This is a genomic window from Bordetella sp. N (assembly GCF_001433395.1).
GTDB lineage: Bacteria > Pseudomonadota > Gammaproteobacteria > Burkholderiales > Burkholderiaceae_B > Bordetella_C.
On the sequence record NZ_CP013111.1, the window covers coordinates 2,715,501 to 2,731,043 of the forward strand.

9 protein-coding genes are annotated in these 15,543 nt (G+C 63.7%); 3 read left to right on the plus strand and 6 right to left on the minus strand.

The features are described from left to right. Positions 1–81 precede the first annotated feature (81 nt). The 4 genes from ASB57_RS11595 to ASB57_RS11610 form a co-directional block, all read right to left on the minus strand. Positions 82–945, minus strand: coding sequence for a patatin-like phospholipase family protein (locus ASB57_RS11595; RefSeq protein WP_057652370.1), 864 nt, complete (start codon positions 943–945; stop codon positions 82–84). Then, entirely contained in the window at positions 942–2,201 is a 1,260-nt protein-coding gene (locus tag ASB57_RS11600; RefSeq protein ID WP_057652371.1) for a CaiB/BaiF CoA-transferase family protein, read from the minus strand. Before ASB57_RS11600 ends, ASB57_RS11595 begins: the two co-directional genes overlap by 4 nt. Continuing rightward, on the minus strand, positions 2,198–4,252 hold the full coding sequence (locus ASB57_RS11605) for an NAD(P)/FAD-dependent oxidoreductase (RefSeq protein WP_231755401.1): 2,055 nt from the start codon (positions 4,250–4,252) through the stop codon (positions 2,198–2,200). Before ASB57_RS11605 ends, ASB57_RS11600 begins: the two co-directional genes overlap by 4 nt. A 114-nt stretch (positions 4,253–4,366) precedes the next feature. Then, the gene (locus ASB57_RS11610) at positions 4,367–5,362 is read right to left on the minus strand and encodes a tripartite tricarboxylate transporter substrate binding protein (protein WP_057652372.1); all 996 of its coding nucleotides are present in this window, start codon (positions 5,360–5,362) and stop codon (positions 4,367–4,369) included. Between the two features lie 133 nt (positions 5,363–5,495). Between ASB57_RS11610 and ASB57_RS11615 the strand changes: the two genes are divergently transcribed. Beyond that, positions 5,496–6,254, plus strand: a complete 759-nt coding sequence (locus ASB57_RS11615; RefSeq protein ID WP_057652373.1) for an IclR family transcriptional regulator — start codon at positions 5,496–5,498, stop codon at positions 6,252–6,254. A 263-nt stretch (positions 6,255–6,517) separates the two neighbouring features. After that, the gene (locus ASB57_RS11620; RefSeq protein ID WP_082621547.1) at positions 6,518–7,516 is read left to right on the plus strand and encodes a tripartite tricarboxylate transporter substrate binding protein; all 999 of its coding nucleotides are present in this window, start codon (positions 6,518–6,520) and stop codon (positions 7,514–7,516) included. Positions 7,517–7,585: 69 nt separating this feature from the next. Here the strand turns inward: ASB57_RS11620 and ASB57_RS11625 are convergent, their stop codons facing one another. Further along, a complete protein-coding gene (locus ASB57_RS11625) occupies positions 7,586–7,888 on the minus strand; it encodes a hypothetical protein (protein ID WP_057652375.1) in 303 nt (100 codons plus the stop codon). Between the two features lie 244 nt (positions 7,889–8,132). Between ASB57_RS11625 and ASB57_RS11630 the strand changes: the two genes are divergently transcribed. After that, positions 8,133–8,525 (plus strand): MAPEG family protein, encoded by a 393-nt coding sequence (locus ASB57_RS11630; RefSeq protein WP_057652376.1) that lies wholly within the window; start codon positions 8,133–8,135, stop codon positions 8,523–8,525. A gap of 122 nt (positions 8,526–8,647) precedes the next feature. Here ASB57_RS11630 and ASB57_RS11635 read toward each other — a convergent pair whose 3' ends face one another. Further along, positions 8,648–15,022: an autotransporter outer membrane beta-barrel domain-containing protein gene (locus tag ASB57_RS11635; RefSeq protein ID WP_156414135.1), complete on the minus strand. Its 6,375-nt coding sequence runs from the start codon at positions 15,020–15,022 to the stop codon at positions 8,648–8,650. Between the last annotated feature and the right edge of the window lie 521 nt (positions 15,023–15,543).

Sequence of the window (15,543 nt, forward strand, 5' to 3'; positions counted from 1 at the left end):
GTCTTTAACTAATTATCAGGAATTTAATTTTGTTAAGACGAACAAATTAACACGCTGTGCTTCTCTTTGCCGGCGGGAAAGTTAGGCCGTCGCCCTTCCCCAGTCCTCACTCAAGGCGTCCACCAAGCCTTCGGCTTGGGCCAGGCCGGCGCGCACGGACGCAGGACGTCTTGCGGGATCCAGCACATTGTCGCCAAGAGCATCCAGTGAGCGCTCGTCGGGGATGACCACTTTCACCACGCTGCCCGCCAGCGTCAAGGCCTTGACCTCCTTGCGTAGATGGCCCGCGACGGGATTTCCCTCGCCATAACCGAACGGCGCCAGTACCAGGACATGGCCGGCCCCCGCGGCCACCTCTGCATTGGTAAGCGAATGGACGCCCCCATCGATGTACATCCCCCCGCCTATGCTGACCGGCGGCCACGTTCCAGGTACCGCGCAACTCGCCGCGACGGCATCGATCAGCGGCACGCCATCCGCCGCGGTGAACACCCGCGCGGCGCCCGTCAGTGCTTCCACGGCAATCAGGCGCAAAGCACGCGCTGGCCAGATCTCCCGTTCCAGCCTGGCGGCGATAAGCGACCGTCGCTCTTCCCATGGCGGCGTCTCCGATCTCAAGGCATAGGCGCAGATACGGCGGCGCGCGGCCATCAGGTCGCCGCCCACTTTCTCGATCAACGCGCGGTTGCGGCCATCGGCATCGGACTGCGAATATTCACGGAACGTCTCGCGCAAGGCGGGCGGCGGCGTGATCTGCGCCGCCGCCAGGCGCTCCAGGTCATCGCCCGCCGCCAGCCGCGCCCCCACGACGGCGCCGGCCGAGGTCCCGACAAAGCAATCGGCTTCGCGCAGGTCGATGCCATAGCGGGCCAGCCCCGCCAGCAGGCCGATCTGCCAAGCGATACCGCTGACGCCGCCGCCGCCAAGAACCAGGCATCGCGTCATAGGATGCCCCGCTCGGCCAGGTCCGCCAGCATCTCCGGCGTCAGGCCCAAAAGATCGCGATAGACTTCCTGATTGTGCTGGCCCAGATCCGGCGCGGGTTCGATCGGCTTGTTCTCGCGGCCGGCGAAGCGAGGAAACACGCCCGCCATGCGCACCGGCCCGATGCGGGGGTGGTCCACCGTGGCGATGCTGCCTCGCGCTTCATAATGTGGGTCCTGCATGATGTCGTCGATGCCATAGATAAACGAATAGGCCAGCTTGGCTTCGTCCAGCCTGCGGCGCAATTCGTCTTCCGGCTGTCCCACTATCCAGGCCGCCACCATGGCGTTCAGGTCGTCCACGTGTTCCCAACGCTTGGCATGGGTCAGATAACGCGGGTCCGTCGCCAGTTCCGGACGCCCCATCGCCACGCACAGCCGCTGAAAGCCGGCGTCCGCGGAAATCGTCAGGATCATGTACCGGCCACTGGCCGTCAGGAAATGCTCCCCCGGCGCCGCCGCGAAGTGCTTGTTGCCGCGCCGGCCGCGCACCACGCCCAGGCGGTCATACTCCGGCACCAGCACCTCAGTGAAGCGGATCACCGATTCGTACATGGACAGGTCGATCTCCTGACCGCCGCCCCCCATGACGTCGCGATGATAGAGCGCCATCATCAGCGAATACGCACCCAATAAGGCCGTCTGATAATCCGCCGTCGAGGTGCCGATACGCACCGGCGGACGGTCCGGGAAGCCCGTGATGTTCAACAGCCCGCCAAACGCCAGGCCGATGCGGTCGTAACCGGCCCGAGTCCGGTAAGGCCCGGTCTGGCCGAACCCCGACACCCGCAGCAGGATGAGCCCGGGGTTGTGTTCCTTCAGCCTTTCGTAGCCCAGGCCCCATGCCTCCAGCGTCCCCGGCCGAAAATTCTCCACCACGGCATCGGCCTGTTCGACCAGACGGCAGAGCAGCCGCTGGCCCTCCGGCTCCCGCAGGTTCAAGGTGATGGACTTCTTGTTCCGGCCTTCGACATGCCAGTAGAGGCACTCGCCGTCGACGAATGGCCCCAGGTCGCGCACGGTATCGCCGCGCTCGGGCACCTCCACCTTGATCACCTCCGCGCCGAAATCGCCGAACAGGGTGCACGCGACCGGCCCGGCGACCATCGTCCCAAGATCCAGGATGCGCAATCCACTTAGAAGATGCGGACCGGGCTGGCGGCGGCGGGCGGAACCTCCTTCGGGATGATTGCCAGGACCATGCGTGAATGTCGTCATTGCGGCTCCTCCAGCGGCGCGTCGGCCTGAATCCGTTCATCGGCCTGCCCGCCGCCCTTGACGTGGTAATCCCCAAGGTCAGCCCGGCGCGCCATGTGCCAGTAGTCGTCGTTGCGGAAAGGGGTTGTGGCCACCACCCTGCCCTGGGCATTGCGGTACCAGTTGCTCATGCCGCGGTGCGTCCAGATCATGCGTTCGTGCGCGGCTTGTACCCGTTCGTTATAGGCGTCGTGGCGATCGCGCCGGACCTCGATCTCGGCCCCCGGACCGCCCTCTCGCAGCGACTGGCGTACAAGATTCAGGACGTAGCTGACCTGAGTTTCCAACAAGGCAACGACGCTGCCGCCATGGCCCAGCGCCGTGTTGGGGCCAGCCAGCATGAAGAAATTGGGAAAGTCCGGCACGGCCACGCCCATGAAGGCCTGCGCGCCCGCGGCATCCCAAGCGTCGCGGATGGATCGCCCGCCGCGGCCATAAAGCTTGAACGAGGACAGCATATTGATGGCGTCGAAGCCCGTGGCCACCACCAGGACGTCGGCGCGGTGGCGCTCGCCGGTATCCGTGACGATCTCCTGGCCTTCGACCCGGGCAATCCCTCCCGTGACCAGCGTGACATTGTCGCGGGCCATGGTGCGATACCAGCCGTTGTCCATCAACATGCGCTTGCCGAAGGGCGGATAGTCGGGCAGGACATCCGGCAGCAGGTCCTGGCGTTCGCCCAGTTCGGCTTTTATGTAGTCGGTAAAGTGGGAACGATGGCGGTCATTGGTCTTGTTGATCGCACGTTCCGGATGCGGCCATTCCGGATCGATCTGCAGCGAAGCGTGGATGCGGTCATTGAAGATATAGGCCAGCCGCTGGCGATACCACTCCTGATAGAACGGCACTTCTCGCAGCAGGAAGCGCGGCCCGGCCGGCACCGGTTTCTGGAATTTCTCGAAAGGCGCGGCCCACTGGCGAGAGCGCTGAAATACCGTAAGCTGCCGGACCTGATCGACGATGGCCGGCACCACCTGCATGGCGCTCGCACCATTGCCGATCACCGCCACATCCTTGCCGCGCACGTCCAGGTCCCGTGGCCAACTCGTGGTATGAAAGCACGGGCCGTCGAAACCCTCCAATCCTGGGATGGGCGGCATCTTGGGGACGTTGAGCAGGCCAACGGCGCTGATCAGCAGATCGCCGCGCAGGCTGTCGCGCTTCCCGTCAGCGGTCAACGTATCGACGGTCCAGCTGCGCTTCCCTTCGTCATAGCGTGCCGACTCGACACGCGTAAAGAAGCGGATATGCCGCCGGATCCCATATCGTGTCGCAACATCTTCAAAATAGCCTTGGATTTCTTCGCGCAGGGCGAAGTAGCGCGACCAGTCGTGCTTGGCGAAGGAATAGGAGTAGATATGGTTGGGCGTGTCGACGCCGGCGCCAGGATAGGTGTTCTCATGCCATGTACCGCCCACTTCGCCATTCTTTTCGATCACGGTATATGGGATGCCGGCGCCTTGTAGCCGGATCGCCGCGCAGATACCCGCCACACCCGCTCCAATGATGATGGCGTGGTAGCCCGCAGGAACGTCGAAGGCTGCCGCCTGGTCTACCGCCAGATCGGGGTCCTGCCCCAACCAGGCGCTGATCATCGGTCCGTAGCTCTCTGGAATCGCTTCGCCGACACTGATCTGCAGCATTTGCGCGAGCAGCTCCGGTGCCGGCGCGGGCAAGACGGGTGCGCGACCGGCGCGCCAGGCGAGTATGGCCTCTTTGGCTGCCGCCCTCACCTCCTGCTGAACCTCGTCCGGCAGGCCGCCCGAATCGTTGTCGTCGATGCCGCGGATGCGGGAACAGTGATAGCGCTCTGTCAGCCAGCGGACATCACCGGTCAGGTGCACCAGCACCATTAGAAGCGTCGGAAGATTTGCCGAGGGCAGCGCCGCAATCAGCTCGTTATCCCAGGAAGCGCCCGCGGTGGGACGGTGAGCCCCGGCGGGACCACCGTCGCGCGCCTGCGATTGGAGCATTTGGGACTTGTCGGAGGAAGGACTGACCGGGGAAGACATGGATGTATCGGCTCCTGCTTGAGAAAAGCATCCCCCTGGACCGGCGCCACGGCGCCGGCCTCGACTGGATTGGATGCAGAGAGGTAACGCCGTCGCGCGGCGTTGCTCAGATGGCTATTGCGGCGTCAGGCCGGCGTGCTTGGCCACTTCGCCCCAGACGGTGTATTGCTTGCGTATCTCTTCCGCGAATGCCTGCGGCGTATCGGCATCCGGCTCGAAACCCAAGGTGCTCATCTTTTGAGCCACTGCGGGCTTGGCCAGGATCTGCCGCAACTGCCCGTTGAGCTTTTGCACGATGGCCGGCGGTGTGCCCGGCGGCGCGACGATGCCGAGCCAGCCTACCGCCTCGTAGCCTTGCACGCCGCTTTCCGCCACGGTCGGCACGTCCGGAAAGACAGAGGAACGGCTGCTGTCCAGCACCGCGACCGCCTTGAGCTTGCCACTGCGGATATTGGCCTGCTGGGCGCCTATGGTGTCGACCATCAGCGGCACCCGTCCTGCCATCACATCGATGGAGGCCTGGTTGCCACCCGGGTAGTTCACCGCGCCGATGTCCACACCCGCTTTGGCGTTGAACAGGCGCATGGCCAGATCGAAAGCCTGGGCGCCGGTGGCGTACATCATGCTGCCGGGTTTGGCCTTGGCTTGCTGCACGATCTGCTGCACCGTCGCGGTTTCGCTGCCCGGTGTGGACAGCAGGATCATGGGCGCCTTGGCGACCATCGTCACGGGCGCGAAATCCTTCAGAGGGTCATAGGGCGTCGTCTTCTGCAGATGCGGCCCGGTGACCATCGTGCCGCTGACTGCCACGCCAAGGGTGTAGCCGTCCGGCGCGGCGCGAGCCACGTCGCTCATGGCCAGCATGCCGCCCACGCCGGGGCGGTTCTCTACCACCACGGCCTGCTTGTTCACGTCGGAGAGTTCCTGGGCCAGGATCCGTCCCACCATGTCGGATGCACCGCCGGCGGTATAGCCGACCAGCAGGCGTATCGGCTTGGCGGGATAGCCGCTGGCGGTTTCAGCCGAAGCGGCGGGGGTCGTTGCCGGGGCCGCCACGGCCGCGCCGGCCAGCATGGCCGCCGCCAGTGGGGAAAGGATCCACCTTTTCATGTCGTTGTCTCCAATGTCGTCCTAAGGACTGTATGTATGTGGACAGTGTCCTTGACCGTGTGAGTGCATCGCAAACACAAATTTTGGTAATGTGCACAATGTGCACATGGGGAAAACCCGCCGGGGAGCGCCTATGAATGTCGAAGTCCGCGGTACCCAGGCCGTCACGCGCGCCTTGGGTCTGCTGCAGTTGGTCGCCGACCATCACCCGCAGGGTCTGGCGTTGAGCGCGCTGACTTCAGCGTTGGGATTGGACCGAACGACCGCATACCGCCTGATGTCCAGCCTGGTGCAGTCCGGCTATGTCGAACGCGACGCGGAAAGGACGTACCGCCTGGGCTTGCGAGCCATGCAGTTGGGACTCGCTGCGATGAACGGCGCGCCGCTGGTGCAGGCCTGCCGGCCGCTGATGCAGCAGTTGGCCAGGCGAACGGAGGACACCGTATTTCTTGTCGTGCGTAATGGGGATTACGGGCATTGCCTGCATTGCGAGGAAGGTGCGTTTCCTGTGAAAGCGCTGGTCTTGCAGATCGGTGGGATGCGGGTGCTGGGGATAGGATCGGCGGGAATGACGCTGCTATCGCGGCTGGACGATGCGCAGATCGACGCGCTCCATGCCCGCCATCGGGATGAGTTCGCGCCGCGGAACCTGACACCAGCCCGTTTGCGGCGACTGGCTGCGCAGGCGCGCGAGCAAGGGTATTCGGCGACGCTGGGTTTGGTTAGCGAAGGCGTGGGTGGGGTCGGGATGAGCTTTGAATTGCCGCATGGCGGTCATGCGGCGATCAGCATCGCCGCCATCGCCGCGCGCATGCAGCCCGAACGACGGGCCTGGGTCGCCAGGCAGATATCGGATGCGCTGCGTGCGGCGAAGTTCCAGCCGTCGGTGTGAGAGAGGCTCACGGTCATGCTCGCGGCCACGCCGGCTAGCGAGGGTGGGCACCTCTACCAGACGTCGCATAACTGAGCGAGTGTGTGCGCCTGTACTTGAAGGAATTTTCCACGCCGGACAGCGAAGGCGATGGGTTCTAGAGGGGATGGCGTAAGAGGCGCCTGCGTCCGACCTAACGGAACCATCACCGGGTTTCCCGCACTTACTCGCAAACTCCATTTTCAATCCGAAGGGGATCGATACTACGAACGAAGGAGACGACGATGCCATTGAGCAGAAGCGGTCTATGCGCAGTTTTGGCAGCAGGTAGCGCGATTCCTATGTATGGCGCTTCGCGAGAAGCCATCGCTGCCTACCCGGATCAACCGATAAAAATCGTGGTGGGGTTCGCCGCGGGTAGCGGTTCGGACATACTGACCCGGCTGCTCGGGAAAGAGATGGCCAAGGATTTCGGTCAAGCCGTAATCGTGGAGAATCGAACTGGTTCGGCTAGCAACATCGCCGCTAGAGACGCTGCGCAGAGCAAGGGAGATGGCTATACGCTGCTCCTGGCCACTAGGCCCAATGTCATCCACCGTTCGGTGTATGGCACTTTTCGATACAACCTACAGGAAGACTTCCGCCCCATCGGCTTGGTCGCACGTATACCCACCGTCTTGCTTACGGGCCGCCGCACAGAGTTGAAGTCCGTCGATGAACTCTTAAGACGCGCTCGGGAAGCTCCGGAAGCGATCAAGTGCGCAACGCCTCCTGCGGGGACGACAGGGCACCTGATTTGGCGACTGTTCCAGATGAAGACAAGCGTATCCCTTTTACAGGTTCCGTACAGAAGCCCAGACGCCGCGTTCGGTGACTTGATTGGCGGCAGGGTCGACAGCTTGTTTAGTCCAATCGCGGTCGCCAACCCCTATTTACAATCCGGCTCCGTACGCGCGCTCGCTGTCTTTTCCCGTGAGCGACTGTCGATTGCACCGGAGATCCCGACGATCAGGGAATTGGGACTACCTGCTGACCTCGAGGTCGACACGTGGTACGGATTGGTAGCGCCGGAAGGAACACCTCCAGCGGTCATCGAGAAGCTGAACAAATCTCTCAACACTGTCTTAAGCATGCCGTCCCTTCAAGAGGCTTTGTTGCAGCGCGGTTTTGTCCCCGCGTCGCAACCAAACACAGCCGCGTCCTTCGGAGACCTGATAGCGAGCGAGTCCGCAATGTGGGGAGCCTTGATTGAGAAATGGGGAACCGCGGCGTCTCTACACTAGTCCTTTGAGTTCGAGGGACGTGCCCTAAGGCCGTGAAAGCCAAGCCACGATCGAGAGTAGGCGAGTGATTCACTTCGGATCGGAACAGCGGATCATTACGCCTTGCTGGTCAATGGTTTCGATCTCGGCAAAGACATCGGCCGCCGGCACCACACGCCCCTCCTCAATTTCACGATGCCCATGGGCCAGGGACTGCAACAATGAAATGGCTTGTTGCTGTCGCTCGTGAGACTGAACAGCCATCGAGGCGAGTTTCGCCTCGTCGTTTTGCGTACTTGGAATCGGCTGCTGCCGCTCAGCACTGCCCCTCTCGATTTCGGCAGTATGGCTCTTTAAGTTGGCGATAGCTTTGACTAGAGCAGATTGTTTCACTGGACGTCTCGCGCAAAAAAACGAACAAAACAGGTTGTGGACTAAATTTAGTCCTGCGACCGGTGGCAAGGCGCCGTGGACCAAACAATGCTGAGTGCAATTTTTGTCTGAAGCATTCCCTTGACCTCAAGTCCGAAATAGCCGCAAAGCTTCGTCGGTCAACACCGCTCGGTGTTCGGCGAGGTGGATGTCAGGCACGGCATCTGCTTGCTGACTCTGCCCGCCACTGTATTGGAGAGATTCCATGAGCACCGAGTTGACCCTGCTGGCATGGACCTTGGTCCTGGCACTCGTCCAGATCCTGTTGCCGGCCATGCTTCGCACGCGCGAAACGGGCGTTGATTACAACGCCGGGCCGCGTGATGACGCGGGGCCGCCAGTTGGCAAGGTCACCGGGAGGCTGAAGCGCGCCCAAAGCAATTTGTTCGAAACCCTGCCGGTTTTTGCCGCGGCCATTCTGATCACCCACGTGGCGGGACAGGAAGGCGCGATGTCCTTGTGGGGCGCCTGGCTTTACCTGATCGCACGTATCGTCTACATCCCTCTCTACGCCGCCGGCATTCCCTATCTGCGCTCGCTGACGTGGGTCGTCTCGCTCGTCGCCGTGGTACTGGTCCTTGTACCACTGCTCTATTGACCCGACATTCGACCGACATCGGCCCAGCATCAATCCGACATCAACCCGAAATTACCCCGACATCAACCCGACCCAAAAAAAAGCCCCGGCCAAGACCGGGGCTTCTTCATCACCTAAAACAATCAGAACGAATAAGCCATCCGCAGGCTCAGTTCCTGGTTGGTGAAATGCTTGCCCATCTGCGCCAGGTATTCCGCGCGCACTTCGTACTTGTTCTTCGAGAAAAGCTGCAAACCAGCGCCCAGGTTCAGCAACCGATCCGGCAACGCCGCCTTCGACGTGAACGAAATTCCATCACTACCGTTCTCGGAAAACGACACACTGCTGTTGGACCCGCTGGAGTTCAGGAACGAAGCCCCCACCGACGCATAGGGACGCAGCCAGCCATATCGGCCGGCGTCGATGCGGGTGCCCGCCTCGATGGTCGGCGTAATGGCCACGGCCCATTGGCTCATCGAGCCGGACTTCAGCGTCGCCCCATCGCCACGTAGCGTATAACCCGGCATGTAGGTATGCAGGACATCCAGGTCGGCATAAGGACGGACGTACCAGTCGTTCCCCGCGATTTCATAGGCGGCACGCATTCTCAGCCCGCCCGTCCACACATCGTTGCGGTTCTTGGCGCGCCACAGGTCGTCACCCACCATGAACAACGTATCGGATTTATAGCTTCCGTATCCCGCGTGCAGCGCGCCCGCCAGCAGCCACGGGCCCGCCTGGTGCTTCAAGGACACCGACATGTCGCCGCCCTGCCCGTTCACCGCCGTCAGGCGATCGTCGGTGTGCATGGACGTGGTGTTGTACGCGCCGGTGGCACCGAAGAACCAGTTCGGGCTGATCTCCCACTGGCCACCCAGGCGGTAGCTCAGGCCTTCCTGCCTGGAGCCGTCGGCTGCCGAGCTATCGCTCTGCGTGATGCGCGACCCGGTGATGCGCGCCCACGTGCACTGCGTTTCACGCAGATTCGCGGTATCGCCATCGAACACCGGGCAGCTCAGTGCGGCATTCAAGGACTTGCGGCCGCTTAGCGTCTGGCGCGAAGCCAACTGACCCAGATCCTCGGTGGCGGCAAGACTGTTGATCGCGTTCTCGTACTGTTTGGCCGTCTCGATATTCGCCATGTCCGCGAAGACACCCGCCATGCCGGGACGGCTAGCGTCCCAGGCACGCTGCAAACTGCTCATCAGCGAACGCTCGGTATCGGTGACATTGCCCTGCGCCTTGCCGGCGAAATCCGCCGACGGCGCAATTGCCAGGTTGTTGCCGTTCTGCGCCACCGACCACGAAATTGGACTTGCAGGACTGGCGCCGGAAACCGCCTTCTGCTTCACGTCCAGTTTGTCCGCGGACACAACGGTGAAGCTGCCAGGCAGCAGGCCATCGACGGCATGCGGCTTGATCGCCACACCGTCCACCAGCATGTAGGAACCCTTCAACAGGTCGCTTCTCGGCGCGCCGGCCGGCGCCACGCTGGTGACATCCGCGAGCAATGTGCCGCCCAAGTGCGTGTCCACCCGGTTGACGGTCGCCGTTGCGATGAAACCCACGCCGCCCACGTCGAAGTTACCGGCGTTGTAGAACCAGCCCGCGCCATTGCTGACGTTGATCATCCCACTGCCACCGGAGACATACGTGCCGCCTGCCTCGTTGCGGAATTCGTTGCGCTCCTTCGTACCGCCGCTGGCCAGGTCGATGTCGCCGACCAGGGTGCCGTAGTTGCTGAGCGATTCCTCACCGAACGTCGAGACCACGGCGTGGCCGGAAAGCGCGCTGACGTAGGCGCCTTTGTTGATGGTGATCTTGTTTTCCGCATTGCCGCCGTCGACGGCGATGGCCGCGCCATTACCAGAGCCGCCTTGCAGCACGCCCGAATACTCGACCGTAATCTTGCCGCCGAGGCGGTTCGGATCCAGCGCGCCATTGCTTTGCTGGAAGCCGCTCTGCGCGAACAGACCATAGGAATCCGCGCCATTGGCCTTGATATTGCCGTTCAGGCTGATCAAGATTTCGCCGCCGGTGCCCTTCGACGCGCTGCGCTGGTTCAGGCTGTACGTGAGCGCGGTCAGGACGTTGTCGACCGTGTCCTTGTCGTTGCCGAACAGCCGCACAATGCCTTGCAGGTCCTCCGGCACCTTGTCGATATTGTCCAGCACCGTGCCCGAGCCGCCCACTTTGCTGATGATGCCGGCCAGCGCCGTGGCCGACCTCTGCAGCGCGGCGCGGGCCGTCTCGTCAGTTTTAAGTGTTTCGCTGACAGTACCGCCACCGCCACCCAAGGATTGCGCGAAGACGCCATTGGCCTTGGCGCCCTCCGTCTGGATCGTCGTACTGCCACCGGTGGTGCGCACTTCGATATAGCCGCCATTGCCGCTGCTGCCACCCTGGCCGCCGAGCACCGGCAGCGTATAGCCCTTCAGCACCGAAGCGCCGCCGTAGCCGCCACCGCCGCCGATGGATTGCGCGTACACCGCGGTGGAATAGTCGCCGACGGTGCGGATGGACGCGTTATCGGAGAACTTCACGTTGATGGCGCCGCCATCGCCGGACGAACCGCCCTTTCCGCCGTACGAGGCGGCATACTTGACGCCGCCCGGGCTGCCCGCCGCGTTGGAAATACCGCCGCCGCCGCCGATGGACTGCGCGAAGATGCCAAATGCCGCCTCGCCGGTAGTCGTGACGGATCCGCTGTTCGTAATATTCACCGCGCCGCCCGCGCCGGAACCGCCGCCGGCGCCGCCCAGCGTGAAGCTGCCCGACTTGGAGGACGGCTTCTTGCCATCGGCCTCCGTTGAAGCGTCCGCGACCTTGTCGATGCCCACGGCCTTCAGCAGCTCGGTGATCGAGCCGGCCGAAACGGCCTTGTCGTCCGCGGCCGCGGGCGCGGCAGATGCCTTGCCCACCGTACTCATCATGAAGGCGCCACCGCCTCCACCGACGCTTTGCGCGACGATGCCATGCGCCTCGTCGCCGCGGGTGTTGATGGCGCCGGCGTTCGTCACCAAGACGATGCCGCCGTTGGCGCCCTTACCGCCGTTGCCGCCCATGGTGAAGTTCACCACCAGGTTCTTGTTGCCGCTGCTGAGCGCGCCGACACCGATACCGCCACCACCGCCAATGGACTGACCGTACAGGCCGTAAGAGGCCTCGCCCCAGGTCTGGATGGTGCCCTGGTTGGTGAGTTTGACATCCCCGCCAACGTTGCCGGAGCCGCCCTTGCCGCCCAACGTCCCGCTAAGATTGGTCTTGTTGGTGCCCGACGCGTACGCAACGCCGCCCTGGCCTCCGCCGCCGCCGATCGACTGCCCCAGCATGCCGTAGGACACGTCGCCGGTGGTCAGGACACGCCCCGAATTGCTCAGGTCGACCAGGCCACCCACGTTACCCGTGCCGCCGTCGCCGCCCATGGACAGCGTCAGGGACAGGTCGGGACGCTTCACCGAGCCCTTGGCCTGCGCCTCCAGGTAAGCGTTGACACTCTTTCCGGACGCCTGCATCTCCTTGTACAGATCGGAGTTCTTGAATGCGTCGGACAGCTCTTTATAGGCCTTGGAATCCTGGACGTCCTTGATCAAGGCATCCAGTTCCTTTTTCGATTCCGCGTTGCCCTTGTCGGCCGCCCACTTCTGGTACGCCTCCACGCCAACCGCCTTCTTCAGCGCGGCGAAGAGCTCGCCAACCGTATCCGGCGCGGAGTCAGCCGCGGCCAGATTACCGCCATTGCCACCACCGCCGCCGATGGACTGCGCGAAGATGCCATGCGAAGCGTTGCCGTAGGTTTCAATGACGCCGGCGTTGTTCACCTGGACCGTGCCGCCGCTGCCGCCTGCGCCCCCCTTGCCGCCGAACGACAGGGCGATCGACAGCTTGCCGCTCGCCGCGGCCGAACCGCCGCCACCCGTACCGCCGCCGCCGCCGATGCTTTGCGCAAGCACGCCGTCCGACTGCGCACCGCGGGTGCGGATGACGCTGGTCGACGTCAGGATGGCGTCCACGAGGTCGCCATTGCCGCCATTGCCCCCATTGCCGCCGATGGCGTCCACGATCGAGATCGAGTCAGCCAGCGGCAGCTTCTTGACGAGCGTGTCCAGGGTCTTGTCGAAAGACAGGCCCGACGCAGCCGACGCGTTGACCGAACCGCCGTTACCGCCACCACCGCCGATGCTTTGCAGCAGGATGCCCGTAGCGCCGGTGCCGCGCGTTTCAACCACGCCGCGGTTCTCGACCTTGGCCGTGCCGCCCGCGCCGCCGCCTTTGCTGTTGGTGCCGCCGATGGTCTGCCCGAAAGTGATGGTCCGGTACATGCTCAGCGCGTCAGCCGAAGCGGAGGCCGATCCGGCATTGCCGCCGCCGCCGCCGATGCTCTGCACCTGGATGCCGAAAGCGCCGTCGCCGTTGGTGAGAACGCTGCCGTCGTTGTACACGCGGGCGCCTTCGCTGGAACCACCGCCGCCACCGCTGCCGCCGATCGTGTTGGTCACGTTAAACGCCGAGGCGCCCGGCGCGGCTATGGCCAGGCCGTATGCGTACGCATTGCCCGCGTTACCGCCGCCCCCGCCGATGCTCTGAGCCAGGATGCCGGTGGCGCCCACGCCGAACGTCTCGATGCCGGCATTGTTGTTGTCGACCAGCGCCAGCTTGCCCCAGCCGCCGTCACCGCCGGAACCGCCGATGGCATTGGTCAGCGTGATGGAAGGCAGGGACTCGCCCGAAGGCGTGATCAACGGCAATGCCACGGCGAACGCATCGGCGCCGCCGCCTGTACCGCCGCCGCCGCCGATGCTGGAAGCCTGCAGGCCGAGGGCCGCTTCGCCGGAAGTCTGTATCGCGGAGTTGTTGATGATCCTGGCCAGCCCGCCCGAACCACCCTTGCCGCCCGACCCGCCGGTGGCGGAAGAAGCCGACAAGCCGGGACTGACGGATTTGGACGTGGCATAGCCGCCCGCGCCGCCGCCGCCGCCGATGGACTGGACCAGTACGGCCGTGGCGCGTTCGCCCGCGGTCAGGATACTGCCCTGTACGCCGGTGAAGCTGGCTTGGCCGCCGTTGCCGCCGCCGCCGCCGGCGCCGCCCAGCGCCACCGCCAGGAACGCCATGGAGCTGGACGACACGCCGCCCGTGCCACCGCCGCCACCGATGCTTTGCGCAAGAACGCCGTAGGCCTCGTCGCCAGCCGTGCTGATATAGCCGCGATGCTCGATACCCACGTCGCCGCCCACGCCGCCCAGGCCCCCCGTGCCGCCGCTGGCAAACGGCAGAATGCCGCTATTGCCGCCGGCGCCGCCGCCTTTGCTGATGACAGGCATGGTGGCGTGGAACGCGTCCAGCGCGCTGCCGCCGCCGATGCTCTGGGCCATGATGGCCGTCGCGCCCTTGCCGGTGGTGGTGATGGCGCCGTAGTTGGTCACGGAGACGAACCGGCCCAGGCCGGCCCCGCCGCCGTCGCCGCCGGATGTGAATGCCGCGCCACCACCGCTGCCGCCTACGCCACCGACGGATTGCGCCAGCACGCCGAAGCTGTAGTCGCCTTGCGTGGAGACGGTGCCTTGGTTGACCGCGGTGACGACGCCGCCGGCGCCGCCCTTGCCGCCCGGCGTGCCGGACGTGAAGGCGCCGTTCGCGCCACTGCCGCCCGCGCCACCCACGCTTTGCAGTATGACCGCGGCCGAATTGCTGCCGCTCGTGTAGACGCTACCCAGATTGGTGAAGTTGACGCTGCCGCCCGCGCCGCCGTTGGAGGGGTAGCCGCCGCTGTTGCTCGCATCACCGCCGTTGCCGCCCAGCGAACTGGCAGATACCGCGGGCGCGAGCGCGCCGCTGACGCTGACACTCGCGCTTTGGTCGAGGAGGACGGTCACCACGCCGCCCGCGCCGCCACGATCGGTATCGATGCGGCTTTCATACGTGCCGTCTTGTGAATGACGGCCGTCGATCTTGCCGATGCCGGCTGCCCCGCCCTGCGACAGCGCCCTGATGGCGGGCAGCGCGCGGGTCCGGGTGCCGGCGTCGCTGACAGCGGTGATCCGCGAGCCGACCTTCAGGTACACCTGCCAGCCGTCGCCGCCACGGGCGATCCCGCCGTCGGCTTCGGTCCAGGAGGTATAGCCCATCCCGCCAGTGCCGCCTATGGAATAGACGTTGATCAGCGGCTTCGCTTGCGCGGAAGTACCGAGCGTTCCGGAAATGTCCGCGGATCTGAGGATATCCAGCGACACGAAACCGGCGTTGCCGCCGGGCTTGCCGGGTACGTTGTGAAAAACGCCTTTGGAGTAGGACGAGCCGCCCGCGCCGCCTATGGAACCGATTTCGATAGCGGGGGCAGCAACGCCGCGGATGGGTGCCGTCTGGGTCCACACCGACGCAGCCGCATCCTGGCCCGCGGTCGCGTCGGTCCAGAAGAATGCCGATTCGCCATCACGCCCATCCACGCCACGGTTGACCAGAACGACGCTTTGGTCGGCCCATGCCGGAGTCGCCACCGTCACCGCGCTGAATGACACGATTAATGCTGCAAAACCCACGCTGCGATGCCATGCGACTGGCAAACCGTTGCTGGAAGATTCAGCGCGGTCGCCGCCACGCTCTTGCACCCACATCGCGCACAGTTGTTTCACAACAATTCCATTTTTACGTTGTTTTAACGATTCTGAAGTCTAACTTAAAATGTTGTTACGTTTCAGAAAATCAAAAATGGATGAGCAAATGTGGAGCAGACACGGCCCTAAGTGCATGGAAACACGTTGTTTTTATGCTTATAAATGTATCGGCAGTAGATCTGTCGATAGAAATTTCGGAAGCGGTACTGTTACCTGCGCTCGCAACTTAACGGCGATCAATGACGTAACAAGTAATAACTTACGACACGATTGTGGAGCAGACCGGGACGCCTTCGGGTGGTGAATGGCCTGCCTTTCCTCCAACAAAGTCAACCGCCAAGATTGCATTTTTTTGCATTTTGCTTGTCATGGTTTGCAAGGTAATCGGGCAAAATTCGGCACATCCGATTACGTAGATCCCGTGT